This is a genomic window from Brachybacterium sp. Z12, from assembly GCF_014400405.1.
In the GTDB taxonomy this organism is placed as follows: Bacteria; Actinomycetota; Actinomycetes; order Actinomycetales; family Dermabacteraceae; genus Brachybacterium.
On record NZ_CP060496.1, the window covers coordinates 22980 to 47484 of the forward strand.

The 24505-nt window shown below is 69.3% G+C and carries 18 protein-coding genes, 2 tRNA genes, 7 pseudogenes and 1 riboswitch; of the genes and pseudogenes, 15 read left to right on the top strand and 12 right to left on the bottom strand.

The genetic code is table 11. The features are described 5' to 3' along the window. From rsmG to rpmH, 7 genes are all read right to left on the bottom strand, one after another. On the bottom strand, positions 1–675 hold the full coding sequence (gene rsmG / locus H3H54_RS00105) for a 16S rRNA (guanine(527)-N(7))-methyltransferase RsmG (RefSeq protein WP_262425023.1): 675 nt from the start codon (positions 673–675) through the stop codon (positions 1–3). An 8-nt stretch (positions 676–683) separates the two neighbouring features. Beyond that, complete coding sequence (locus H3H54_RS00110) at positions 684–1226, bottom strand: R3H domain-containing nucleic acid-binding protein (protein ID WP_262425024.1); 543 nt, start codon at positions 1224–1226, stop codon at positions 684–686. 140 nt (positions 1227–1366) lie between these two features. Next, positions 1367–2344, bottom strand: a complete 978-nt coding sequence (yidC, locus tag H3H54_RS00115) for a membrane protein insertase YidC (RefSeq protein ID WP_262425025.1) — start codon at positions 2342–2344, stop codon at positions 1367–1369. After that, on the bottom strand, positions 2332–2475 hold the full coding sequence (locus tag H3H54_RS00120) for a hypothetical protein (RefSeq protein WP_262425026.1): 144 nt from the start codon (positions 2473–2475) through the stop codon (positions 2332–2334). The genes yidC and H3H54_RS00120 overlap by 13 nt, the downstream gene beginning before the upstream one ends. A gap of 85 nt (positions 2476–2560) precedes the next feature. Further along, positions 2561–2857: a membrane protein insertion efficiency factor YidD gene (gene yidD / locus H3H54_RS00125; RefSeq protein ID WP_395963108.1), complete on the bottom strand. Its 297-nt coding sequence runs from the start codon at positions 2855–2857 to the stop codon at positions 2561–2563. After that, on the bottom strand, positions 2854–3222 hold the full coding sequence (gene rnpA, locus H3H54_RS00130; protein WP_262425027.1) for a ribonuclease P protein component: 369 nt from the start codon (positions 3220–3222) through the stop codon (positions 2854–2856). Before rnpA ends, yidD begins: the two co-directional genes overlap by 4 nt. A gap of 43 nt (positions 3223–3265) precedes the next feature. Continuing rightward, a complete protein-coding gene (rpmH, locus tag H3H54_RS00135; protein ID WP_262425028.1) occupies positions 3266–3403 on the bottom strand; it encodes a 50S ribosomal protein L34 in 138 nt (45 codons plus the stop codon). 387 nt (positions 3404–3790) lie between these two features. Between rpmH and dnaA the strand changes: the two genes are divergently transcribed. The 11 genes and pseudogenes from dnaA (at position 3791) to H3H54_RS00190 (ending at position 19125) form a co-directional block, all read left to right on the top strand. Further along, positions 3791–5494 carry a chromosomal replication initiator protein DnaA gene (gene dnaA / locus H3H54_RS00140; RefSeq protein ID WP_262425029.1) on the top strand — a complete coding sequence of 568 codons (1704 nt, stop codon included), beginning with the start codon at positions 3791–3793 and terminating at the stop codon, positions 5492–5494. 585 nt (positions 5495–6079) lie between these two features. Continuing rightward, positions 6080–7206: pseudogene (dnaN, locus tag H3H54_RS00145) on the top strand (DNA polymerase III subunit beta). A gap of 19 nt (positions 7207–7225) precedes the next feature. Then, a pseudogene (gene recF, locus H3H54_RS00150) lies at positions 7226–8483 on the top strand (DNA replication/repair protein RecF). A gap of 256 nt (positions 8484–8739) precedes the next feature. Next, positions 8740–9288 carry a DciA family protein gene (locus H3H54_RS00155; RefSeq protein ID WP_262425030.1) on the top strand — a complete coding sequence of 183 codons (549 nt, stop codon included), beginning with the start codon at positions 8740–8742 and terminating at the stop codon, positions 9286–9288. 116 nt (positions 9289–9404) lie between these two features. Next, a riboswitch (FMN riboswitch) is annotated at positions 9405–9534 on the top strand. 126 nt (positions 9535–9660) lie between these two features. Then, complete coding sequence (gene ribD, locus H3H54_RS00160) at positions 9661–10710, top strand: bifunctional diaminohydroxyphosphoribosylaminopyrimidine deaminase/5-amino-6-(5-phosphoribosylamino)uracil reductase RibD (RefSeq protein ID WP_262425031.1); 1050 nt, start codon at positions 9661–9663, stop codon at positions 10708–10710. Positions 10711–10755: 45 nt separating this feature from the next. After that, a pseudogene (locus tag H3H54_RS00165) lies at positions 10756–11366 on the top strand (riboflavin synthase). After that, positions 11363–12601 (top strand): bifunctional 3,4-dihydroxy-2-butanone-4-phosphate synthase/GTP cyclohydrolase II, encoded by a 1239-nt coding sequence (locus tag H3H54_RS00170; protein ID WP_262425032.1) that lies wholly within the window; start codon positions 11363–11365, stop codon positions 12599–12601. The pseudogene H3H54_RS00165 and the gene H3H54_RS00170 overlap by 4 nt, the downstream one beginning before the upstream one ends. After that, positions 12598–13098 (top strand): 6,7-dimethyl-8-ribityllumazine synthase, encoded by a 501-nt coding sequence (gene ribH, locus H3H54_RS00175; RefSeq protein WP_262425033.1) that lies wholly within the window; start codon positions 12598–12600, stop codon positions 13096–13098. The genes H3H54_RS00170 and ribH overlap by 4 nt, the downstream gene beginning before the upstream one ends. Before the next feature lie 466 nt (positions 13099–13564). Then, positions 13565–15662, top strand: a pseudogene (gene gyrB, locus H3H54_RS00180) (DNA topoisomerase (ATP-hydrolyzing) subunit B). An 86-nt stretch (positions 15663–15748) separates the two neighbouring features. Then, positions 15749–18564, top strand: a pseudogene (gene gyrA, locus H3H54_RS00185) (DNA gyrase subunit A). Between the two features lie 3 nt (positions 18565–18567). Continuing rightward, positions 18568–19125, top strand: a complete 558-nt coding sequence (locus tag H3H54_RS00190; RefSeq protein WP_262425034.1) for a DUF3566 domain-containing protein — start codon at positions 18568–18570, stop codon at positions 19123–19125. Between the two features lie 220 nt (positions 19126–19345). On the opposite strand, the pseudogene H3H54_RS00195 reads toward H3H54_RS00190, so the two are convergent. Further along, a pseudogene (locus H3H54_RS00195) lies at positions 19346–19832 on the bottom strand (aminoacyl-tRNA deacylase). Between the two features lie 292 nt (positions 19833–20124). Between H3H54_RS00195 and H3H54_RS00200 the strand changes: the two are divergent. Continuing rightward, positions 20125–20661: a hypothetical protein gene (locus H3H54_RS00200; RefSeq protein ID WP_262425035.1), complete on the top strand. Its 537-nt coding sequence runs from the start codon at positions 20125–20127 to the stop codon at positions 20659–20661. Between the two features lie 54 nt (positions 20662–20715). Here the strand turns inward: H3H54_RS00200 and H3H54_RS00205 are convergent, their stop codons facing one another. From H3H54_RS00205 to H3H54_RS00215, 3 genes and pseudogenes are all read right to left on the bottom strand, one after another. Beyond that, on the bottom strand, positions 20716–22263 hold the full coding sequence (locus tag H3H54_RS00205; RefSeq protein WP_262425036.1) for a molybdopterin-dependent oxidoreductase: 1548 nt from the start codon (positions 22261–22263) through the stop codon (positions 20716–20718). Further along, the gene (locus tag H3H54_RS00210) at positions 22260–22892 is read right to left on the bottom strand and encodes an anti-sigma factor (RefSeq protein WP_395963675.1); all 633 of its coding nucleotides are present in this window, start codon (positions 22890–22892) and stop codon (positions 22260–22262) included. Before H3H54_RS00210 ends, H3H54_RS00205 begins: the two co-directional genes overlap by 4 nt. 84 nt (positions 22893–22976) lie before the next feature. Further along, a pseudogene (locus H3H54_RS00215) lies at positions 22977–23623 on the bottom strand (fasciclin domain-containing protein); the annotation flags it as partial. Between the two features lie 273 nt (positions 23624–23896). Here H3H54_RS00215 and H3H54_RS00220 point away from each other — a divergent pair. From H3H54_RS00220 to H3H54_RS00230, 3 genes are all read left to right on the top strand, one after another. Then, positions 23897–23970, top strand: a tRNA-Ile gene (locus H3H54_RS00220). Positions 23971–23991: 21 nt separating this feature from the next. Next, the gene (locus tag H3H54_RS00225) at positions 23992–24165 is read left to right on the top strand and encodes a DLW-39 family protein (protein WP_262425037.1); all 174 of its coding nucleotides are present in this window, start codon (positions 23992–23994) and stop codon (positions 24163–24165) included. 11 nt (positions 24166–24176) lie between these two features. Beyond that, positions 24177–24251 (top strand) — tRNA-Ala (locus H3H54_RS00230). A 55-nt stretch (positions 24252–24306) separates the two neighbouring features. On the opposite strand, the gene H3H54_RS00235 is transcribed toward H3H54_RS00230, so the two are convergent. After that, the gene (locus H3H54_RS00235; protein ID WP_262425038.1) at positions 24307–24450 is read right to left on the bottom strand and encodes a hypothetical protein; all 144 of its coding nucleotides are present in this window, start codon (positions 24448–24450) and stop codon (positions 24307–24309) included. Positions 24451–24505 lie beyond the last annotated feature (55 nt).

Here is a 24505-nt window from a genome sequence, read left to right on the forward strand (position 1 = left end):
TCAGCCACGTGCGTCTCCCTTCCTGGTCGCCTTCGCACGGCGACGCACTTGGACCACTGTAGTGGGAACCTCGACCTCGCCCACCCCGTACAGGGAGATGGTGGGATCGACGCCGCCGAGCTTGGCGAGGGCCTTCTGCGCCTTCTCCACCTCGTCGGCCGCCGAGGACCCCTTCATGGCCAGCAGCAGACCTCCCTCGGCCACCAGCGGCAGCGTCCATCGGGCGAGCTTGTCGAGCGCGGCGACCGCGCGAGCGGTCACGACCTCGAAGTCTCTCTCACCATGCAGATCCTCCGCACGGGCTCGGACCACCTCGAGGCCCAGACCCAGCTCGGCATCAACTTCCTCGAGCCAGGTGGTGCGGCGCTGCATCGTCTCGATCAGGGTGACCTTCAGGTCGGGGCGCGCGATCGCGATCACCACACCGGGCAGCCCGGCGCCGGAGCCGACGTCCGCCAGCGTGGTCGCATCAGGGGCGGCGGCATCGATCGCGTCGACCATCAGCGCACAGTTCAGCAGGTGCCTCTCCCACAGGCGATCCACCTCACGCGGGCCGATCAGACCACGCTCCGGACCCTGCTCGGCGAGCAGGGCGACGAAGCGCTCCGCGAGCTCGAGGCGATCTGAGAAGAGCCGCTCGGCCGTGGGGCGCAGGGATTCGGGAAGGGGCTGCACGGGCTGCCTCAGGATGCCGGGTAGATCACGACGTGACGGTTCTTGCCGTCACCGTCGGACTCGGAGCGTAGGCCCTCGCGCTTTGCGACGTCGTGGACGACCTTGCGCTCGAAGGGGTTCATCGGGCGCATCGGCACCGGGGCGCCGGACTCCTTCGCCTCGGAGATCGCTGTCGCGGCGAGCCCCTCGAGGCTGTCCTTGTGCTCGGCCCGGAACCCGCCGATGTCGAGCATCAGGCGGGAACGATTCCCGGTGCGGGTCTGCACCGCCAGACGGGTGAGCTCCTGCAGGGCGTCGAGCAGCTCTCCCTTGGGACGGTTCAGACGAGCCAGCTTGTCGGCCCCCGCGATCTCCACGGAGGCGCGGTCGCCGTCCACGTCGATGTCGATGTCGCCGTCGAGATCGGCGATGTCCAGCAGCTCCTCGAGGTAGTCGGCGGCGATGTCGCCCTCCTCCTCGAGACGGCGCATCCGCTCCTCGTCGCTCTCCGCAGCGGCCTCGGTCTCCTCCGCGGGTGCCTCGGCCGCGGTCTGTCCCTCGGCCGTGCTCACGTCGTCGTCGACGGGGTGGGCGTATCGTTCTCCGCCGCCGCAGAGGCGTCAGCCAGGGGCTCGTTCAGGTTCATCAGGATCCTCCGGAAATGCTGGATGTGGGATTGCACCCCGGGAGCGACCGTGCTCCCGGGGCGAGGTCACTTCTTGCGCTTCTTCTTGCCGCCCTTGTTCTTGTTCAGGGCGTTCGATCCCTGCGACGGAGACTCCGGCACCTCACCGGCGGCCTCCTGGGCCTTGCGGCGCTCCTCAGCGGCCTTGGCGCGGAGGGCGCGGGCCCGCTCGAGCTTCTCCTCGTCGGAGAGCTTCTTGCCGCTCTTGCCCTTGGTGGGCTGCACACGGATCGGGGCCTCGGGTTCCGGCTCGGCGGAGACCTTCTTGGGCGGGGTGAAGTCGAGGGGCTCGAGGCCCTTCTTCTCCCGCTTGGCGTTGATGCGCTCGTGCTTGGCCTTCTCGGCTTCGGTGCCGGGAGTGGGGGTGGCGCGGATGACGATGTACTGCTGCCCGAAGGTCCACACGTTGGTGGTCAGCCAGTAGATGAGCACACCGATCGGCATGCTCGGCCCCGTGATCACGTAGATGAACGGGAGCATGTACAGCATCATCTTCTGGGTGCTGGCCATGGGGCCCTCGAGGGCCGCCTTGGGCATGTTCTTCATGGTCAGCGACTTCTGGGTGAAGAAGGTGACTCCGGACATGCACGCGATGATCAGACCGGCGACGATCTTGGTGGTGACCCCGCCGTCGCCCGACTTCAGGAAGCTGTCGGCGATGGTGACGTTCCCGAAGAAGGTCGCGGTGCTCGCGCTCTGCGCCAGGTCCGCGCTCAGCGCCCCGAAGGCTTCGCCGCCGGCGGCGGCCGGGAGCTTGATGAACAGGACGCGGAACAGACCGAAGAAGATCGGCATCTGCAGCAGCACCGGCAGGCACGAGGAGAACGGGCTGGCGCCGGCCTCCTTGTAGACCGCCATGGTCTCCTCGGCCATCTTCTGCTTCGAGGCCTGGTCCGTCTTGCCCTTGTACTTCTTCTGGACCGCCTGCAGCTCGGGCGAGACCATCTGCATCGCGCGGGAGGCGCGGATCTGGCGCACGAACAGCGGGATGATCAGAGTACGCACCACGACGGTGAGTCCCAGATGGACAGCACCCAGGTGAGGCCGGCGTCGGGGTCCATGAACACGGACAGCAGCGCATGGAACTGCACCATGAGCCATGCGACAGCCCACTCGATGGGATACAGGGGGTTCATCGGCCTGGTCTTCCTGCCGCACGGATGCGCATGTCGTTCATACGAGGTGCCGGCTGTGATCGGGAATCTGGGACAAGGGTAGGCCCTACCGGGCTGGGTGCCGCAGTCGGCGTGGATTGGTCCACATGCCGGGGGCCGGGACCGGGTCCGGGCCCCCGTGGGTGAAGGGGTTGCAGCGCAGGATTCGCCAGGTGGTGAGCAGCGTTCCCTTCACGGCCCCGTGCACCCGCAGGGCATCCATGCCGTATTGCGAGCAGACCGGGTCGTAACGGCAGGCGGGCGGGGTGTAGGGCGAGATGCCCACCTGGTACCCGCGCACCGGGAGCATCAGGAGCCTCCGCGGCAGCCGCAGCATCATGCGGAGCACCCCGCGCCCGCTCACCGGCTCTTCTCCCGACGTCGGGAGAGCTTGCGTGAGGCGGAGTCGAGACCGGAGTCGACGTCATCCTTCAGCGTACTGAAGGGCTGGTCCTCGATCCCGGGCAGTGCCCGCAGCACCACCGCGGAACCTGCGGGCAAGGTCGCGAGATGCGGACGGATGATCTCCCGCAGCCGACGGGTGACGCGATTGCGCACCACGGCGTTGCCGATCTTCTTGGACACGACGAATCCCACGCGGGGTGCATCCTCGCCCTGCGTGAGCTGGGTGAGATGCACGACCACGTGGGATCGGGCGCTGCGCGCGCCACCGCGGGTGACGGCGCGGAACTCGTCCGCGGAGCTGAGCCGGTGCGTGGACCAGCTCACGGCGCCACGAGGAGCACGCCGCGGTTCGCCTCGACGGCTCGCCTCAGGCGGAGAGCTCGGCGCGGCCCTTGGCGCGACGTGCGTTCAGGATGGCGCGGCCGGCGCGGGTGCTCATACGGGCGCGGAAGCCGTGCTTCTTGGCGCGGCGACGGTTGTTCGGCTGGAACGTGCGCTTGCTCATGGTTCTCCTCGATCGTGGGCACGGTCATGCCCTCGCGGTGGTCTGGTCTGCTGCACGAACGGGAAGTCCGGGCGCACCCGCCGAGACGGGGCGGCTGCCGAGGTCCGATCCGATGCCGGAGTGGGCCCTCAGTGGATCCGGGAACCGTATCGGGACGGCGCGCAGCGCTGACTGAACGATGTTAGGCGCGAGGGTGCACGGGGTCAACGGCCCAGGCCGTCAGAAGCCCGGTTGTGGCCCGATTCTCACTCTACGCCCGGCGTCGGGTGCCTCCCCAGCCTGCGGGAGTCCGACCTCACCCCCGTTATCCACATCCTCGATCCACAATACAGAAGCTATTGTGGAAAACTGTCCCGACCGCCCGCTCGACCCCTAGGGAGAGACCTGATGAACGAGGCGAACGCCGACGCGATCTGGGAGCGCACGCTCCAGACCCTGCGCCGCGACGACACCGTGTCGCAGCGCGTGATCGCCCTCCTCACGCTCTCCCGACTCATGGCCGTGGTGGCGGACACTGCGCTGGTCGCAGCACCCTCCACCTCGGCAAAAGAGCTGTTCGAGCACCGTATCGCCGGTTCGCTGAAGGCCGCCCTCAACGAGGCCGTCGGCAGGAACGTCGGCTTCGCCGTGACGGTCGACGAGTCCCTGCTGCTCGAGGGGGACTCCGACGATCCGGTCTCGGTACCCCCTGTGACTTCGTCCTCCACCGCCACTGGTGCACATTTTGTGGACAACGATGTGGACAGTGCTCGCCAGGATCTCCACAGCACCCCGTTCCGGCGGGGCGAAGGCTCGATCCTTCCCTCGAACGGGGACCGTCCCGGCCGGCCGGCCCTGCCCACGGATGGCTCGGCGAGCTCTGCCTCGACCGCCTCCGCAGCTGATCGCTTCGCCACCCACACCGGGTACCGCGGCCGCGCCGCCGACGACCCCAGCGCCTACTCCGGGCTCTCCGCCCTGACCGGTTCCTCGGCACCCTCTCCCGGCCCCGCGCCGCGCCGCCCGGCGCGCAACGGATCGTCTGGGACGGGCGAGGACTCGCGGCTGAACAGCAAGTACACCTTCGACACCTTCGTGATCGGTTCCTCGAACCGCTTCGCCCAGGCTGCAGCTTCTGCCGTGTCGGAGACCCCTGCCAAGGCCTACAACCCGCTGTTCATCTACGGCGGCTCCGGACTGGGCAAGACGCATCTGCTGCACGCGGTGGGCCACTACGCGCAGAGCCTCTACCCCGATGTGGTGGTGCGGTACGTGAACTCCGAGGAGTTCACCAACGAGTTCATCAACTCCGTGCAGTCGGGGCAGTTCGGCAAGGCGCAGGAGTTCCAGCGCCGTTACCGCGACATCGACATCCTGCTCATCGACGACATCCAGTTCCTGCAGCGTGCGCCGGAGACGATGGAGGCGTTCTTCCATACGTTCAACACGCTCTACAACTCGGACAAGCAGATCGTGATCACCTCGGACCTCCCTCCCAAGGAGCTGGGCGGCTTCGAGGACCGGATGCGTTCACGCTTCGAGATGGGCCTGATGACGGATGTCCAGCCGCCGGACCTCGAGACCAGGATCGCGATCCTGCGCAAGAAGGTCGCTCAGGAGAACACCGGCGAGGTGCCGCACGACGTCCTGGAGTACATCGCCTCGCACATCGCCACGAACATCCGTGAGCTCGAGGGAGCGCTGATCCGCGTGCAGGCGCTGCATTCCCTGTCGCGGCAGCCGATGGACGTCACCCTCGCCGAGAGCGTCCTGAAGGATCTGCTCTCCCATGACGACGGAGCCCAGATCACGGCCTCGACGATCATCGCGCAGACGGCGACGTACTTCGCTCTGTCCGTCGAGGAGATCGTGGGCACCGGCCGGTCTCGCCGGTTGGTGTCGGCCCGGCAGATCGGGATGTACCTCTGCCGCGAGCTGACGGACATGCCCTTGATCAGGATCGGGGACGAGTTCGGTGGTCGCGACCACACCACCGTGATGCATGCCAACAAGAAGATCAGCGAGCTGATGAAGGAGCGACGGGCGATCTTCAACCAGGTCACCGAGCTCACCGCGAGGATCAAGAGCTCGAGCTCCGCCTCGCGTCAGTGACTTTTGGGCCCCAATCGGGCTGTTCGAACAACACAGCAGGTCACGGAGTAGTTCTCCCCAATTGTGGATAACTCTGTGGATAGTGTGGAACGACAAGGATCCACGCAGGAGCCGATGTGCACGGTCGAATGACAAGAATCAGCTGTGACAGCTCGTCCGTGCACAGTCCGCGCACGGAGCTCGATGAGTCCTCAACGATCCATCCACTCCCGTGTCATTCAAGCTGACCTGCACTGATGTGGGTTATCCACTGGATCCACAGCCGTGATGATGAGGACTGTAAGTACTTGCTCGGCGGGGATGTGGACGGGGAGGGCTGCTCGGGAGCGATCGCGGATCATGTGATTCCAGGTGCTGGGGAACGTCTCTGAGCTTTGACGAGGAGGGGTCCGGCCACGCGGATCGGTGGCGCTGGGCAGCGGCTGCACCCGCGCAAACCGCGGCCGACAGGTCGAGAAGTCAAGGATGGCGCTCGGTGTGTCGGCGGGAGACCTCGGGAACCGATACGCTGTGCTCCGTTCGGCCGCGACGTGCGACAGCGTCCGGCACATTCCGTCATTCGACCACTGCGAAGGAGTGGCAACGGTGAAGTTCCACCTCGATCGCGGCGTCCTGGGCGACGCCGTCTCCTGGGCCACCCGCACCCTCCCCGTCCGACCGGCGATGCCGATCCTGCAGGGTGTGCGGATCGTCGCCGAAGCCGGCGGCGAGCTGCAGCTCTCAACCTTCGACTACGAGGTCAGCGCCCAGATCCGGCTCGCAGCCGAGATCGAGCAGCCCGGCGAAGTCCTGGTCCAGGGCCGGATGCTCTCCGACATCGTGCGCGCCCTGCCGAACAAGGACGTCTCGATCGCCCTCGAGGGCACGAAGCTCCAGGTCCGCTGCGGCAGCGCCCGCTTCGCCCTCGCCACGCTCCCGGTCGAGGAGTACCCGCAGCTGCCGGCCATGCCGCCGGTCGCCGGTTCCGTCGCGGCAGACGTCTTCTCTGAAGCGATCTCGCAGGTCACCGTCGCCGCATCGAAGGATGACACCCTCCCGCTGCTGACCGGTGTGAAGGTCGAGATCTCCGGCGAGACGATGACGCTGATGTCGACCGACCGCTACCGCCTGGCGCTGCGCGAACTGACCTGGAACCCCTCGACCCCCGGCACCGAGCTCACCGCCCTGGTGCGCGGCCGCACCCTGCACGAGGTCGCCCGCTCGCTCTCGACCGGCGGCGGCGTGGAGATCGCCCTGTCCGACGATTCCTCGGCGAACCTCATCGGGTTCGAGGCCGGTGGTCGCCGCACCACCTCCACCCTCGTGGACGGCGACTACCCGCCGGTGCGACGGCTCTTCCCCGACACCTCCGCGATCACCGCGGTGGTCTCTCCACCGGCGCCCTGATCGACGCCGTCAAGCGCGTCTCCCTGGTCGCCGAGCGCAACACCCCCGTGCGCCTGTCCTTCACGGAGGGTCAGGTCGCCCTCGAAGCGGGTGCCGGTGATGACGCGCAGGCCAGCGAGGTGCTCGAGGCACATCTGGAGGGCGAGGACCTGGTGGTCGGCTTCAACTCCGGCTTCCTGCTCGACGGTCTGGGCGCGCTCGGCACCGAGTTCGCACGCCTGACCTTCACCGACTCGATCAAGCCGTCGGTGATGACCGGTCAGGAATCCCTCGAGGGAGAGCCCGACACCTCGTACAAGTACCTGATCATGCCGATGCGGATCTGAGGGAGGGAGTGCTCCCTCCGTGCAGCTGACCGCGCTCGACCTCACCGACTTCCGCTCCTACCGGCGACTCACCCTCCCGTTCCAGCCCGGCATCACCGTGATGGTGGGCAAGAACGGGCAGGGAAAGACCAACGTCGTCGAGGCCGTCTGGTATCTCGCGACCCTATCCAGCCACCGGGTGCCGCACGACGCGGCCCTCGTGCACCGCGGGGAGAGCACCGCGATCGTCCGTGCGAGCTTCGTGCGGGCCGGACGGGCGCTGCAGGTCGACCTCGAGATCACACCAGGAAAATCCAACCGGGCCAGATTGCAGGGCCAGAACGTCTCCCGCCTCCGTGACCTGCTGGGCGAGGTGCGGGCGGTGCTCTTCGCCCCCGAGGACCTGGGCCTGATCAAGGCCGACCCCGACGGCCGACGCCGCTTCCTCGATGAGCTGCTGTTCGTCATCGCCCCCGCTATGCCTCGGTGAAGGCCGACTACGACCGGGTGCTCAAGCAGCGCGGCAACCTGCTCAAGCAGATGCGGTCGATGCGACGTGGGGCGAGCGGGCGCAGCGTCGGCGGTCTGGACCCGGCGGACACCGCCGCCGCGACGCTCGAGGTCTGGGACCAGCAGCTCGCCCACCACGGCGCAGATCTGCTGCGCGCCCGGCTCCACCTGTGGTCAACCGTCTGCGGCCCCACCTGGGCTATTCGTACCTGCGGGTCGCGACCGACGAGGGCGCCGATCCGGCGCTGGACCTCCCACCTGATCAACGCGGCGAGGGCAGCTCCCCGGCAGACATCCTGTACCGCTCCGATGTGCTGGACGCCCTCGGTGCCCTGCCCGGCACTCTTCCCAGCACGCGGGAGATCCATGACCAGTTGCTCGAGATGCTGGCGGACAGGCACGATGAGGAGATCGACCGCGGCGCCACCCTCACCGGGCCTCACCGCGATGACATGGAGATCCGCCTGCACGACTTCCCCGCGAAGGGGTATGCGAGCCATGGCGAGTCCTGGTCGCTCGCGCTCGCACTGCGGCTCGCCTCCTACGACCTGCTGCGCCTCGAGGAGGGCGACCTCGGTGACGGCGAGCCGATCCTGATCCTCGATGATGTGTTCAGCGAGCTCGACGCGCACCGTCGTGAACGGTTGGGGCGGATCGTCACCGGCGCCTCGCAGGTGCTGATCACCACCGCCAACGACACCGACATCCCCGACTCCCTCGATGGTGAGATCCATGTGGTCGAGGTGAGCCTGGGCGAGGCGGCGCCGCGCGAGGGACGGGGGCTGTGAGCGGCCGCGCGGGAGGTTCCGGCCGACGCGACGAGGCACCTCGTCCGCGGCTTGCGAACCCCTATGACCTGGGGACCTGGTCCGCAGCGTCGGCGTCGGCGCCGCCGAGCGATGCACCGCAGGCCGGACCGATGCCCCAGCCGGCTTCGCGGGCTGCCGCTCCGCAGCGCGCGACGAGGGAGCCGGAGCAGCGGCCCCGACGGGGGAGCGCCCCGCTCACGACGACGACGCCGTCGTCGTCGGCGCCGTGACGGAGGTGCTCTTCGATCCGCCGGAGCTGCCCGCCCCGACAGACCCTTTCGAGCTCGCGCGCCGCACCGTGAACCGCTCCCGCGCCGCCGCTCGCGACCGCGGACTGTTCCCGATCTCCGCGAAGACCCAGGCCAGAGACGTGCGGGACCGCTCCGGCCGCGCACCGGGATACTCCGGTTCCCGTCCAGATCCTCGCGACCCCCAGGGCATCGAGAACGTGCTGAAGAAGGTGCTGGGGAACCTGGGCTGGAATGCCGGGATGAACGCCGGGCGCGTGCTCGAGGAGTGGGACGACATCGTGGGCGAACGGCTCTCGACCCACTGCCGACCCGTGTCCCTCGAGGACGGGGTGCTGGTGGTCAGCGCCTCCTCCTCGGCCTGGGCTTCTCAGCTGCGGATGCTCACCCCGCAGCTGATCACGACCATCGAGGAGCACGTGGGCTCGCACGTGATCTCGGAACTCAAGGTCACCGGGCCCGCAGCCGCCGAGCGCAGCTGGAAGAAGGGACGCCGAACGGTGACCTGGCGCGGCCCCCGGGATACCTATGGCTGATCGACGTGCTGCGAGGGACGAGCGGTAGGAGATCAGCAGGTGGGACTGAGCGCAGTTCATGCCCCGTCACACCGCTGCGGCCCCTGCTACGGTGGGAACCGACGAGCTGATGAAGCTCGCGTGTACTGGGGTCGGTGAAATTCCGAGCCGGCGGTGATAGTCCGCGACCCGATGGCCTCTGGCCTTCGGCTGACCAGGTGAAACTCCTGGACCGACGGTCAGAGTCCGGATGGGAAGCGCACGCGAACGACGTCCTCGGGCGAGCCTGCCCCGCGCACCCCTGGTGCGCTGAGCGGCGATCCCCGGGCGACGCCGTTCCCGCACACCTTCCTCTCCTTCCGGGAACGCGAGCAGCGGACCGGAGGAGAGATCATGCTGGACGAGACCGAGCGCCGGGCCCTGCGCCGCGCCCTCGAGATCGCGGGCGATCCCGCCGTGGCGCTGGGCCCGAACCCTCGGGTGGGCTGCGTGCTGCTGAGCTCGAGCGGAGAGCTCCTCGCCGAGGGCCACCACCGCGGCGCCGGCACCCCGCATGCCGAGGCGGATGCTCTGGCCAGCGCTATCGCCGCGTCCGTCCCGCTGGCTGGGGCGACCGCCGTGGTCACCCTTGAGCCCTGCGCGCACGTCGGCCGCACCGGGCCCTGCGCCGAGGCGCTGATCGAGGCCGGTATCGGCCGGGTGGTCATCGCGCATCGCGATCCGAACCCTGTGGCCGCCGGCGGCATCCAGCGCCTGCGCGAGGCCGGGATCGATGTCGAGCTCGATATCCCGGAGGACCTCGCCGTCGCAACGGCCGCCCTCAACCGGGGCTGGGCGCACGGCCTGCAGCACCACCGCCCCCTGGTCACCGCCAAGATCGCCCTGACCCTCGACGGCCGTGCGGCCGCGGCGGACGGCACCAGCCAGTGGATCACCGGTCCCGCCGCCCGCGAGGAGGTCCACCTCCTGCGCACCACCTGCGACGTCGTGCTGGTCGGCACCGGCACCGCTCGGGCCGACCACCCGACACTCACCGCCCGCCGACCCGACGGGGCCCTCCACCCCCGCCAGCCGCTGCGCGCCGTCATGGGAACCTCCGACGCCCCTGCACTGCCTGAGATGGATGGCGCCGGTGAGGAGATCCGGCTGCTCACCCGCGACCCGTTGGCCGCCCTCGCGGAGCTGTTCGCCCGCGGCGCCCGGCACGTCCTGCTCGAGGGTGGACCCATCCTCGCCGCCGCGTTCCTGCGCGCCGGACTGATCGACGAGTTGATCGTCCACCTCGCTCCGACCATGCTCGGCGCCGGCCGCGCGGCGGTCGCAGACCTCTCCATCACCACCCTCACGGACCGTCTCGACCTCGACCTGGTCGACGCCTCACCGCTGCCCTCCCCGCAGGGCCGGACCGATCTCCGGCTCACCCTCCGCCCCCGCGCCCCCTGATCCGGCTCCCACCCGAGCCACCCCGCCTCACCTGGAAGGACCACCATGTTCACCGGAATCATCGAAGAACTCGGCACCGTCGAATCGCTCACCCCGGGCACCGACCCTGCTCGCCTGCAGATCCGCTCCCCGCGGGTCCTGGACGGCATCTCGCTCGGCGACTCGATCGCCGTGAACGGCTGCTGCCTGACCGTCACCGCACATGAGGGCGAGCTGTGGAGCGCCGACGTCATCTCCACCACCCTCGCCGCGACCTCCCTCGGCGATCTCACCTCGGGGACCGGGTCAACCTCGAACGCTGCGTGCGGGCCGACGGCCGCCTCGACGGCCACATCGTGCAGGGCCACGTCGACGGCGTCGGCGTGGTCACCGTGCGGGAGGAGGGCGGCACCACCCTGCTGCGCCTGCTGCTCCCGGAGGGCCTTGCCCGCTACGTCGTCGCGAAGGGCTCGCTCGCCGTGGACGGCGTGAGCCTCACCGTCGCAGAGATCGACGGTGACGAGGTCACGATCGGACTCATCCCCGAGACCCTCGACCGCACCACCCTGGGCGTCCGCGGCGTGGGCGACCGGGTGAACCTCGAGGTGGACGTGCTCGCGAAGTACGTCGAGAAGCTCACCGCGAGCCTGCTCCCCGGGGCGGAGCAGAGCCGATGACCGCCCTGCGCCTGGACCCCGTCGAGGACGCGATCACCGCGATCGCCGCGGGACGTGCCGTGGTCGTCGTCGATGACGAGGATCGCGAGAACGAGGGAGACCTGATCCTCGCCGCCTCCGCCGCCACCCCCGAGCTGATCGGCTTCGCGGTCCGCCACTCGAGCGGGCTGCTGTGCGCACCGATGAGCGCCGCCCGGGCCGATGCCCTCGAGCTGCCGCTGATGGTGCGCGAGAACGCCGATCCGCTGCGCACCGCCTACACCGTGAGCGTCGATGCCGCCTCGGGCGTGACCACCGGCATCAGCGCGAGCGATCGCGCCCGCACCCTGCAGGTCCTCGCCGGTGAGAGCACCGTGCCTGGGGATCTGATCCGGCCCGGGCACGTGCTCCCGCTGCGCGCGAAGGATGGCGGCGTGCTCGAGCGGCGCGGCCACACCGAGGCCGCCGTGGACCTGACCCGGCTCGCCGGGCTGCCTGCGGTGGGGATGATCGTCGAGCTCGTCCATGACGAGGGCGAGATGATGCGCGGCCCCGCCCTGCGCGAGTTCGCCGACCACCACGGCCTGCCGATGATCTCGATCGAGGACCTCGCCGCGCACCGTCGGCGCCACGACCGCCCCGCGCTGGAGATCACCGCGCCGGTGCCGCTGCCCACACCCCACGGCACCTTCGAGGCGCGCGCAGTGCGTGAGGGCACCGCCGAGCATCTGGTGCTGGTGCGCGGAGACGTCACCACTCAGATGCCGGTGCTGACCCGGGTGCACTCCGAATGCGTGACCGGAGATGTGTTCGGCTCGCGCCGCTGCGACTGCGGCCCCCAGCTGCAGGAGTCCCTGGCCCGCATCGAGGAGGCGGGGCGCGGAGTGCTGATCCTGCTGCGCGGCCATGAGGGCCGCGGCATCGGTCTGGTCGAGAAGCTGCGCGCCTACGCCCTGCAGGACGCGGGCCGCGACACCGTCGACGCCAACCTCGAGCTCGGCCTGCCCGTGGACTCCCGCTCCTTCGCCGCCGTCCCGGGCATCCTCGCCCATCTCGGAGTGGCGGCGGTCGAGCTGCTGACCCATAACCCGGAGAAGGCCCATGCCCTGGTCGGCGGTGGAGTCGAGGTGGCCGGGACCATCGACCTCGAGACCCATCCCACCCCCGAGAACCTCACCTATCTCACCACCAAGCGGGACCGACTGGGACACCACCTCGTCGGCCTCCCCACCCTCACTGAAGGAGACCTCGCATGAGCGGCCACGGAAGCCCCACCACCCAGATCCCCCACCAGCCGGACACCCGGCTGGCGATCGTCGCCGCGTCCTGGCACGAGCAGGTCATGGACGGTCTGCTCGCCGGTGCGCTGCGGGCGAGCGCCGAGGCCGGGATCGCCGCACCCACCGTGGTGCGCGCCCCCGGCTCCTTCGAACTGCCGGTCATCGCGGACGCCCTGGCCCGCGACCACGACGCGGTCGTGGCCCTCGGGGTCGTGATCCGCGGCGGCACTCCGCACTTCGAGTATGTGTGCGCCGCTGCCACCGACGGCCTGACCCGGGTCTCCCTCGACCACGGCGTACCGATCGGCTTCGGCCTGCTGACCTGCGATGATGAGAAGCAGGCGCTCGATCGGGCGGGGCTGCCCGGATCCCAGGAGGACAAGGGATACGAGGCAGGGGCGGCCGCGCTGATCACGACTGGCGTGCTGGCCGAGCTCGGCACCGGAGCCTCAACGGAGCGCGAGCGGGACTGACCCGGCCCGGACGGCCCCCGCGGGTGCGCTAGGCGCCCCTGTGCCGCGACAGCACCCCGTGAGGGGTACGGGACCTCATCGAAGGCCCCGAGATGTCGAAATCGAGGCGGTTACACGTCGCCTGGGGGCCGTTCCGGGTCGCGTTGTCCACAGAATCACCGGGTGAATAGGTTCGGGAGACGATTTCCGCTAGAATCAGGGAGGTTCGGCCGACGTCCTCCGACGTCCTCGTGGACTCGATGCTGTCGGCTCGATCGCTGTGGCCTGCAGAGGTGGATTCGCTCGCGCGCGCGCGCGCGTGGCGACCATCGGTGGGCCGTCTGTGCGATGAGCCGGTGGTCCTCGTCCGCGTGGTTCTCCGAACCGCCCTCGGCGCTCTCCCGACCGAGGGGACCTGGACTGCGAGGAGCCACATCAGGTGAGCGACAGCGACCGCCCCATGCCCGATCAGGACGTGCCCGTGAGCATGCCGGACCCAACCCCCGTGCCGGGCAAGGGTGCCGTGCCGGCCGAGTCCGGCCCCACGGAGCCCACCGCCGGAGAGCGGGCGGCCCGCGCCCCGGAACACTACGAGGCCTCGGACATCACCGTCCTCGAGGGCCTCGAGGCGGTCCGCAAGCGCCCGGGCATGTACATCGGCTCCACCGGTGAGCGCGGCCTGCACCACATGGTGCAGGAGATCGTCGACAACTCCGTGGACGAGGCGATGGCCGGCCACGGCGACACCATCGAGGTGACGCTGCTGGCTGACGGCGGCGTGCGGGTCGTCGACCACGCCCGCGGCATCCCCGTGGACATGCACCCCACCGAGGGTAAGCCCGCGGTCGAGCTGGTGCTCACCGTGCTCCACGCCGGCGGCAAGTTCGGCGGCGGCGGCTACGCTGTCTCCGGCGGCCTGCACGGCGTGGGCTCCTCCGTGGTCAACGCCCTGTCCATCCGGATGGAGGTCGAGATCCGCCGCCAGGGCCACGTCTGGCGCCAGGCCTACAGCCGAGGCGTCCCGCTCGGCCCGCTCGAGAAGGGCGAGGAGACCGTCGAGACCGGCACCACCATCAGCTTCTGGGCCGACGAAGAGATCTTCGACGAGACGGTCTACGACTTCGAGACGCTGCGCAAGCGGTTCCAGCAGATGGCGTTCCTGAACAAGGGCCTGCGCATCACCCTGACCGACGAGCGCGCCCCGGAGACGGAGGACTCCGAGGACGACGATCTGATCGACGTCGAGCTCGAGGCGGAGGGTGCCCAGAAGGACGACGGTCCGCGCACGATCTTCGTACCACTACAAGCGCGGACTGCAGGACTTCGTCGAATTCATCAACACCTCCAAGCGGGCCGAGGTGATCCACCCCGACATCATCTCCTTCGAGTCCGAGGACACCGACGCGAAGATCTCCGTCGAGGTCGCGATGCAGTGGACCGGCGCCTACTCGGAGTCTGTGCACACCTATGCCAACACGATCAACACCCACGAGGGCGGCACCCACGAGGAGGGCTTCCGCTCCTCGCTCACCTCGATCGTGAACCGCTACGGCCGCGCACAGGGGCTGCTCAAGGAGAAGGACGCCAACCTCACCGGTGAGGACATCCGCGAGGGCCTGACCGCGGTCGTCTCGGTGAAGCTCGGCGAGCCGCAGTTCGAGGGCCAGACCAAGACCAAGCTGGGCAACACCATCGCTCGCACCTTCATGGTCAAGGTGATGACCGATCAGCTCCAGGACTGGTTCGTCTCCCACCCGCAGGAGGCCAAGTCCATCGTCATGAAGGGCCAGGCGCCGCGGCCGCCCGGGAGGCGGCCCGCAAGGCTCGCGACGCCACCCGCCGCAAGTCCCCGCTGGAGACCGGCGGCATGCCCGGCAAGCTGCGCGACTGCTCCTCGCGCAACCCCGCCGAATCCGAGATCTTCATCGTCGAGGGAGACTCCGCCGGCGGCTCGGCCGTGATGGGCCGGGATCCGCGCACTCAGGCGATCCTGCCCATCCGCGGAAAGATCCTGAACGTGGAGAAGGCGCGCCTGGACCGGGCCCTGGACAACCAGGAGGTCCGTTCGCTCATCACCGCCTTCGGCACCGGCATCGGGGAGGACTTCGATGCCACCAAGCTGCGGTACCACAAGATCGTGCTCATGGCCGATGCCGACGTCGACGGTCAGCACATCTGCACCCTGCTGCTGACGCTGCTGTTCCGCTACATGCGTCCGCTGATCGAGCTGGGCCACGTGTTCATCGCGATGCCCCCGCTGTTCCGCCTGAAGTGGTCCAACGCCCCGCAACGAGTACGTCTTCAGCGACGTCGAGCGCGATGAGCGACTCGAGGCCGGTCGCGCCGCCGGTCGACGGATCCCCAAGGACAACGGCATCCAGCGCTACAAGGGTCTGGGCGAGATGGACTGGAAGGAACTGCAGTCCACCACCATGGACACCGCCACGCGCACCCTGAAGCAGGTCACGGTCGACGAGGCCGCCGATGCGGACACCATCTTCTCCGTCCTGATGGGCGACGACGTCGAGTCGCGGCGCCGCTTCATCCAGGAGAACGCCAAGGACGTCCGCTTCCTCGACATCTGACGTCGGCCCCCGGGGCGGCGCCGGCCCGCCCGCGCGCCCCCGGGGACCCTCGAACCACCGGCCCCACCCGAAAGGCCTCTTGCCCCATGAGTGACACCCCGCAGAACCCAGACGAGAACAGCACCCCCGACGAGACCCCGACCCCGGCGGAGAGCGCCGGCGTCGGCGGCCAGGAGACGCCCGAGGGCGCCCACGAGATCACCGCCGACGAGGCCGCCTCGCGCACCGTCACCCTCGTGGACCCGGTGGACGAGGCCGAGATCGACCGCATCACCCAAGTCGACCTCAACCAGGAGATGCAGCGCTCCTACCTCGACTACGCGATGAGCGTCATCGTCTCGCGCGCCCTCCCCGACGTGCGCGACGGCCTCAAGCCCGTCCACCGCCGCATCGTCTACGCGATGTACGACGGCGGCTACCGCCCCGATCGCTCCTTCTCGAAGTCCGCGAAGGTCGTCGGCGAGGTGATGGGCAACTACCACCCCCACGGCGACAGCGCCATCTACGACGCGATGGTGCGCCTGGTGCAGCCCTGGTCGCTGCGCTACCCCTGATCCTGGGTCAGGGGAACTTCGGCTCCGCCGGTGATGACGGCGCCGCCGCCCCGCGATACACCGAGTGCAAGATGGCCCCGCTGGCCCTCGAGCTCGTGCGTGACATCGACCAGGAGACGGTCGACATGCAGGGCAACTACGACAACACCGTGGACGAGCCCACCGTGCTGCCCGCCCGCTTCCCGAACCTGCTGGTGAACGGCTCCTCTGGCATCGCCGTCGGCATGGCCACGAACATCCCGCCGCACAACCTGCGCGAGGTCGCCGAGGCCGTCCAGTGGCTGCTGGTCAACCACGAGGCCACCAAGCCGGAGCTGCTCGAGGCCTGCCTGAAGTTCATCAAGGGCCCGGACTTCCCCTCCGGTGCGACGATCGTGGGCACCTCCGGCATCGAAGACGCCTACCGCACCGGCCGCGGCTCCATCACCCAGCGCGCCGTGGTCTCCACCGAGGAGATCAACGGCCGCATGTGCCTGGTGGTCACCGAGCTGCCCTACCAGGTCAACCCCGACAATCTCGCGCGCAAGATCGCCGAGATGGTCAAGCTCGGCAAGATCCAGGGCATCGCCGACATCACCGACGAGACCTCCGGCCGCACCGGCCAGCGCCTGGTCATCACCCTCAAGCGCGACGCGGTCGCGAAGGTGGTGCTGCTGAACAACCTCTTCAAGCACACCCAGCTGCAGGAGAACTTCTCCGCGAACATGCTGGCGCTCGCGGGCGGGGTGCCTCGAACCCTGTCGATCGACTCCTTCGTGCGCGAGTGGACCAAGCACCAGATCGACGTCATCGTGCGCCGCACGAAGTTCCGCCTGCGCAAGGCTGAGGAGCAGATCCACGTCTTCCGCGGCTACCTCAAGGCGCTCGACGCGCTCGACGAGGTCATCGCGCTGATCCGCCGCTCGCCGGACGTGGACGAGGCCCGCACGGGCCTGATGGACCTGCTGAGCATCGACGAGATCCAGGCCAACGCCATCCTCGCGATGCAGCTGCGCCGCCTGGCCGCCCTCGAGCGCCAGAAGATCACCGAGGAGCACAACCGCCTGCAGGCCCTGATCGAGGAGTACACCGCGATCCTGGCCTCGCCCGAGCGGCAGCGCGAGATCGTCTCCGAGGAGCTCGCGGAGATCGTCGAGCGCTACGGCGATGACCGCCGCACCCAGATCCTGCCCCACGCCGGCGACATGGCGATGGAGGACCTGATCCCCGAGGAGGACATGGTCGTCACCATCACCCGCGGCGGCTACGTCAAGCGCACCCGCGAGGACCAGTACCGCGCCCAGAAGCGCGGCGGCAAGGGCGTGCGCGGCGCCTCCCTGCGCGAGGACGACGTGGTGGAGCACTTCTTCACCACCACCACCCACCGCTGGCTGCTGTTCTTCACCAACCAGGGCCGTGTCTACCGCTCCAAGGGCTACGAGCTGCCCGAAGCGCCGCGGGACGCGAAGGGCCAGCACGTCGCGAACCTGATGGCTTTCCAGCCCGACGAGAACATCGCCTCGGTGCTCGCCATCGACAGCTACGAGGACGCCGAGTACCTCGTGCTCGCCACCGAATCCGGACTGGTCAAGAAGACCGCCATGACCGCGTTCGACTCCAACCGCACCGGCGGCATCATCGCCATCAACCTGCGCGATGTCGACGGTGCCGACGGCACCCGCCCGGACCGTGTGATCGGCGCCCGCGCCGTGAACGAGGGCGAGCACCTGCTGCTGGTCTCCCGCAACGGCCAGTCCGTGCGGTTCCCGGCGGATGACCAGACGCTGCGCCCCACAGGCCGCGCCACCAGCGGCGTGACCGGCATGAAGTTCCGCCACGAAGACCAGCTGCTGGCGATGGAGGTGGTGCGCCCCGACACCTTCGTGGTCACCGTGACCGACGGCGGCTTCGCCAAGCGCACCACCGTCGACGAGTACCGCCTGCAGGGCCGCGGCGGCCTGGGCATCCGCGTCGCGAAGCTGCCCGACGACAGGGGCCACCTGGTGGGCGCCGCTGTGGTCGAGGAGTCCGACGAGCTGCTGGTGGTCATGGAGCGCGGCCGCGTGGTCCGCTCCAAGGTCGCCGAGGTGCCGGCCAAGGGCCGCACCACCATGGGCGTCGTGTTCGCCAAGCCCGACAAGGGCGACCGGATCCTGCTGGTCACCACCGGACAGGAGACCGAGGTCGACGAGGAGGAGGCGGAGGCGCCCGAGATCGTCGACGCGGATCCCTCGACCGGCGAAGGCGAGGAAGCTGTGGAGATCTCCGCAGAGACCGAGTCGCAGGACGAATCCGGGCAGAGCGATGCTCTAGGCTCTGACGAGTCCGACCAGTCGCCGCAGGGCGACGCCGACGCGAAGCAGGAGTGATCCGTGAGCACCAGTGACTCCAGGACCGCCACCGGGTCCTCCAACCCGGCGGAGTCCACAACGAAGCTCCCGGCGTTCGACAGTGCCTCCTCCCCCTCGGAGACGGGGATCGGCTCCGGCCGCGGATCCGCGGCCAAGGGCGCGAGCCGCAGCCCGAAGAAGGCCACCGGGACTGCGAACCCCGCCGAGGGCGAGCGCCGCGGTCCCCGCCGCGTGCGCCTCACCCTCGCCCGGCTCGACCCGTTCTCGGTGATGAAGCTGTCGTTCCTCGCCGCGATCGCCATCGGCATCGCGACCGTGATCGCGGTGGTGCTGCTGTGGAACCTGGTCGAGGCGATCGGCCTGTGGAGCCAGATCGATCAGCTGGGCCGCGACCTCAACGGCGGCAACCCGCTGCCCTTCATGGAGTTCTTCAGCTTCTCGAAGATGACCAGCTACGGCACCATCGTCGCGGTGGTGAACGTCGTCATCATCACCGCGCTCGGCACCCTGCTGGCCTTCCTGTACAACCTGGTGGCCGCGCTGCTGGGTGGATTGAAGATGACCTTCACGGACGAGTGAGCTCGGCGGTGGCCCGGCTGGTCACCGTCATCGGCCGCCATCGTCGCTCAGCTGCGAACGGGCGTGCACCTTCGGGTGCGCGCCCGTCCTGCTGCCCCCACCACCGCAGCATCGTGCCAGTTCAGCATCGAGTCGTGGGTTCAGTGCACTGTGGCCTCTGGAGATGTACTGAAGTGACGACTGGCCGGGGAGGTGCAGCCACCCCACCCCCAGTGGCGGGTCAGGCGCCCCGGAGGTCGGCGAGGTCGGTGACGTCGGCGATCTGGGCGTCGAGGTGAGTGAGCGCGGCGTCGGCGAACACCGTCGCCGCGACCCCGTGGGCGCCGGCACCCAGGGAGATCCGACGCTGAGGATCGCCGGAGAGCGAGGCATCGGCGATCACGGGCCAGGCGGTGGTCGCGCCGAAGGGGCTGATGGTACCGCGCTCGTAGCCGGTGACCTCCTTCGCCACATCCTTGTCCGGCATGGACAGCCTGTTCACGCCGAGCAGCGCCCGCAGCCTCGGCCAGGAGATCTCCCGGTCGCCCGGGACCAGCACGAAGAGGAAGTCACCCTCCCCTCGCCGCACCACCAGGGTCTTGATGATGTCCCTCGGCTCCACGGCGCGGGCCGCCGCGGCCTCAGCGGGAGCCCACCCGGCCGTGCCGGGTGATCTCGAAGGACAGGCTTGAGGCCTCCAGGGCATCGAACGCACGCTGCTCGCTCATGGGACCAGCGTAGGCCCGGTGCCGGGAAGGGCGAGGGTCGTCGCGGGATCCTGGAGCGGGTCTATCGATCTCGCTATGGTCGAAGGATGCCCACCTCGACCCTTGATGCTCCTGCACGGCCCGACGCCCCCGAGGACTACCCCTGGGTGGGGCCCGCGGTGAGGTCGGCGCTGCTTCTGAGCACGGGCATCGTGGACCTGGATCCGAGCGACGGCGTGGGCGCCCCGAGCGAGGACTTCGACGAGGCCCTCGTCGACACCGTGGCGATCGAGCAGGCTCTCGAAGCGGGGGGGTGGCGCCGCTGGCCGAGCGCACCCTCGTGGTCGCCGTCGGCTCCAATCAGACCCCGCAGACCATCGCCCGCAAATACCGCCGCTCCAGCCGTGACATCCCGCTGACCACGCCTTTCGTCCGCTGCACGGTGCATGACCTCGCCGTCGGCCATGTCGCGCATGTCGCTGCGCCCGGCTACGTGCCGGCCGCACCGTACCGGGCCGTGGGGGAGAGGATGGAGCTCGTGGCGACATGGTTCGACCAGGAGCAGCTGGCCGTGGTGGACGAGACCGAACCGAACTACGACCGGGTGCGCCTGTCCACCGACGACTTCCCGCTCACGCTGGCCACCGGGGAACGGCCCGTCCAGTTCGACGTCTACGCCTCCCGCTGGGGTGTGATCTCCCAGGAGCAGCAGCCGATCCCGCTGCGGCACCGCCAGCAGGAGCTGTTCGACGAGCTGGTGGGACTCACCGACTCCCCGCTCACCCGGGGGGGGACGCCGCCGAGGTGTGCGACGTCCTCGCCGCCGCCCCTCAGGCGCTGCACCAGCTGATCACCGCGCACAGCCTGGTCGCTGCGGATGGTCTGCCCCGCTGAGCAGCAGCGCTCACACCACGGTGCACCGCACCGTGTGCCAGCCGCTCGCTCCGTTCGGCACAGGGTCTGCTCGTTCGTCGGTCTGGACCTCGCCCTCGCCATCGGTGGCTCGCACCGTCACACTGTGATCGCCCGGCGCAGCATCCTCCCAGCGCAGCGACCACTGGGTCCAGGTGTCCTCGGAGACCTCCGCCCCAAGCTCGGCCTCTCGCCAGTCCCCATCGTCGATCCGCACCTCGACCGCCGCGATCCCTCGCTGCTGCGCCCAGGCGGTCCCGCCCAGCATCACGGCGCCCTCGGCGTCCGGTCGGAGATCCGCGAAGGACCGGGGGACGTCGATGCGGGAGGCGATCTTGATCGGGCCCCGCTCGGACCAGCCGCGGGAGGTCCAGTAGGCGACGTCGTCCGCGAAGCGAGTCACCTTCAGCTCAGTGAGCCACTTCGTCGCCGAGACGTAGCCGTACAGGCCCGGGACCACCATCCGCACCGGATAGCCGTGCTGCGCGGGCAGCGGGTCCCCGTTCATGCCTACCGCGATCAAGGAGTCGCGGGAATCGGTGAGCGCCTCGAGCGGCGTGGAGGCGGTGAAACCGTCGATGGAGCGGGAGAGGACCATATCGGCACCGTCCTTCACTCCGACGCGCTCCAGGAGGGTGCGCACCGGGACCCCGAGCCAGACGGCGTTGCCCGCGAGATCGCCGCCGACGCCGTTCGAGACGCAGGTCAGAGTCAGATTGGTCTCGATCATCGGCTCGGCCAGCAGCTCTTCGAAGCTCAGCACGAGCTCCCGGTCCACGAGCCCGTGGATTCGCAGCCGCCAGGTGGTGGGGTCCACCCGCGGCACGGCCAGGGCGGTGTCGATGCGGTAGAAGTCTCCGTTCGGGGTGACGAAAGGCGGCATCCCCTCGAGGTCCACCTGTGCGGTCTCCGGGATCGGCGGAGCGGAGGTGCGCGGGGCAGGGAGCACGAACTGCGCCGCGCGGCGGGCAGTCTCACGGCCCGCATTCACACCGCGTGCGGTGGCGGCGGCGACCAGGGCGAGTGCCCCCACGGCGCCGACGCCCACCAGCGAGCGGCGACGCATCCAGCCGGCGCCAGCACTCTCCGCGGCGGGTGCGTGGGCGGTCCGCAGCAGGAGCAGCAGGGTCGGCGTCGCGATCACGGTGCCCGCCAGGGTGGGCAGGACGTCGAGCACCGTGTTCTGGGCGCGGGTGAGCACGAGGATCATCGCGAGCACCCCGAGAGCTGCCAGGAGCATGGAGGCGAGACGGGGGCGGGAATCGCCGATCCATCCGATCAGCCCCGTGAGCGCCGCGAACACGGCGAACATCGACCCGAACAGCACCACCTTGTCCCAGGTGCCGAACAGGCTGATCAAGAGGTCCTTCAGCGCAGGCGGGACCACGTCCACGAAGGCTCCGCCCACCGCGATGAACGGCGCGGAGGACGAGCTGAACGCGAGGGAGACAAGCTCCGCGACCGCCACCAGCACCATCCCAGCGACCACGCCGGACACGGCCGACCAGCCGGGCGCGGCGCGGCGCACGGGAGAGGTCATGACAGCACCTCGGCCGCGATCGGGGCCATGCTCGGCTGCACCGATCCGCCGGCCGGTTCGATGGTCAGGCCGATGGTGACCTCCTCGGGGATGGCGCCTTCATGCGTGACCGCCACACCCGGGTCCTCGAGCAGCCCGGCGTCGGCGATGTCGGCGCCGTCGATCATCCAGAGCTGATAGGTCTCGCCCTCGGGCAGCGCCGGAAGCTCCGCGCCCTGGACGACCATCGCCTGCTGCTCCCGGGAGTACATCAGCTGCAGGGAACCGCCGTCCCGGGACGGGACAGTGAGGTGCGAGACGTCCTCGGACGCCATGATCGTCGAGATCAGCGCACGCTCCTCCTCGGTGTTCGCCTGCTGGGAGGCGATCGCCTCGAGGGAGGCCCGCGCCTCCCGTTCGGAGGCTCTCTCCCCGCTCCACAGCCCGACACCGGCGATCGTGGTCACCAGCAGCAGGGTCGCGGCGACGGCGGCCCAGCGGCTGCGGCGAACACTCGCCCGGTAGCGGTCCAGGGGGACCACCTCCGCCGACGGGGCCGACGGGACGGCCGTCGCTGCGGGGGCCTCCTCCGGTGCCGTGTCCTCCTCCGGCAACGGGGACAGCTGACGAGTGGTGCCGATCCGGGCCATCACCGCGGACTTCAGCTCCGGACGCGGGGCGAGCGGGGCGAGGCTCCCGGCGAGCTCGGCAGCGGTCTCCTCGAAGGAGTGCGCGGTATCGATGAGGTAGACGGTCGCGTTCTGGGTGGTCACGCCGCCGCAGATCACGGTCGCCTCGCCCACCATGAGCTCGTCACCGCTGCCGGTGACCTCGAGGTCCTCGCCCTGCACCGTGGTGTGGGTGCCGGCGATCTCGTCGGGGAGAGCTGCCCGGGCACCACGTGGTACGTGAGCACGCCGGTGAGGGCGTCGGCGTCACCGACCAAGGCATTCAGATCCTCCTCGGGGATCCCGGCGAAGGCGTCGTCGACCGGTGCGAACACGGTGAACTCGTCGCCGTCGAGGGTGTCGGCCAGGTCCACCTCCGGGTTCAGCTCGCCGGAGACAGCGGAGGTGAGTGTGGTGAGCATCGGGTTGTTCGAGGCTGCGACGCTGACGGGATCCTGAGCCATGCCCTCCACCGAGCCTTCACCGTCGGGCACCATCGCCGCGTAGTCGGCGCAGCCGGGGCCGACGAGGTTCGCCGCGGGGCCCATGACCATCTCCTCACCGCCGCCGTCGGAGGCCTGCTGCTCGGTGGCGGCGGGAGGGTCGCCCTCGGCGGTGGAGGGGTCATCGCTCATCCCGCCTGAGCAGGCGCTCATCAGTGCGACCGTCGCTGCCAGTGCCCCGAGTCGGGGAAGTGCGGTGCGAGTGTTCATGACGATCTCCTTGCTGATGCTGCTGGCGTGCTCGGGGACCGAGCACCGGACGTCCCCGGAAGGGGAGGTCACATCGGCAGTTCGGAGCCGGCCTGTGATCGGATTGGACGCATTTCGCTGATGTCCGCGGAGGCGGTGCGGCAGGAGGCCCGCCGACGGGAACGCTGTGACCTCGGAAACACCCCGGCAGACGGGTTGGACGCGGCGGCCCGCGTCGCGGTAACGTAGTTCGTCGGTGGCTGACACCGGTAGGCTTCGTAGATCAGCCCCCATGGGCCTATAGCTCAGTCGGTTAGAGCGCTGTCCTGATAAGACAGAGGTCACTGGTTCAAGTCCAGTTAGGCCCACTTCGAGGATCGGAGGAACTCATGAAAAAGTTCATCACCGCTGCGGTCGTCCTTCTCGGGACGTCCCTTGCCGGGATCCTCACCTGGCGGAAGGTCGAATCCGACCGGATCCGCAACGATCTGTGGACGGAGGCCGAACGGGCCTTCGCCGAGCAGGACGAGGTTGCCGCGGCCCAGGCCGCGCGCCGCGCCTGACAACCACATACGGGGACTTAGCTCAGTTGGTAGAGCGGTAGCTTTGCAAGCTTCAGGTCAGGGGTTCGACCCCCTAGTCTCCACCACCGCACAGAGGCCCTTTCCCGGAAACGGGGAGGGCCTCTTGCTATGCCCGGGTCGCTATGCCCGGGCCGACTCGACGGGCGCAGCCTCGTAGGCCGACCAGGCAGGCTCGCGCAGGCCCGGGCAGTGCTCGGGCGTGGGGTGGGAGGTGTTGAAGACCAGCTCGTCCAGGGCGTCGCGGGCGGCGTGCAGGTCCGCCATCGTCTCGGTGATCCTTCGGCGCTCCCGGGCGAGGAGCTCGAGAGCCTCGGGGAGC

Excerpts from the sequence above, each read along its gene's own strand:
- H3H54_RS00120 (WP_262425026.1), bottom strand. The coding sequence starts at position 2,475 with ATGAACCCCCTGTATCCCATCGAGTGGGCTGTCGCATGGCTCATGGTG.
- rpmH (WP_262425028.1), bottom strand. The coding sequence starts at position 3,403 with ATGAGCAAGCGCACGTTCCAGCCGAACAACCGTCGCCGCGCCAAGAAG.
- dnaA (WP_262425029.1), top strand. The coding sequence starts at position 3,791 with ATGAACGAGGCGAACGCCGACGCGATCTGGGAGCGCACGCTCCAGACC.
- ribD (WP_262425031.1), top strand. The coding sequence starts at position 9,661 with ATGCTGGACGAGACCGAGCGCCGGGCCCTGCGCCGCGCCCTCGAGATC.
- H3H54_RS00170 (WP_262425032.1), top strand. The coding sequence starts at position 11,363 with ATGACCGCCCTGCGCCTGGACCCCGTCGAGGACGCGATCACCGCGATC.
- ribH (WP_262425033.1), top strand. The coding sequence starts at position 12,598 with ATGAGCGGCCACGGAAGCCCCACCACCCAGATCCCCCACCAGCCGGAC.
- H3H54_RS00205 (WP_262425036.1), bottom strand. The coding sequence starts at position 22,263 with ATGACCTCTCCCGTGCGCCGCGCCGCGCCCGGCTGGTCGGCCGTGTCC.
- H3H54_RS00210 (WP_395963675.1), bottom strand. The coding sequence starts at position 22,892 with ATGGCCCGGATCGGCACCACTCGTCAGCTGTCCCCGTTGCCGGAGGAG.
- H3H54_RS00225 (WP_262425037.1), top strand. The coding sequence starts at position 23,992 with ATGAAAAAGTTCATCACCGCTGCGGTCGTCCTTCTCGGGACGTCCCTT.
- H3H54_RS00235 (WP_262425038.1), bottom strand. The coding sequence starts at position 24,450 with ATGGCGGACCTGCACGCCGCCCGCGACGCCCTGGACGAGCTGGTCTTC.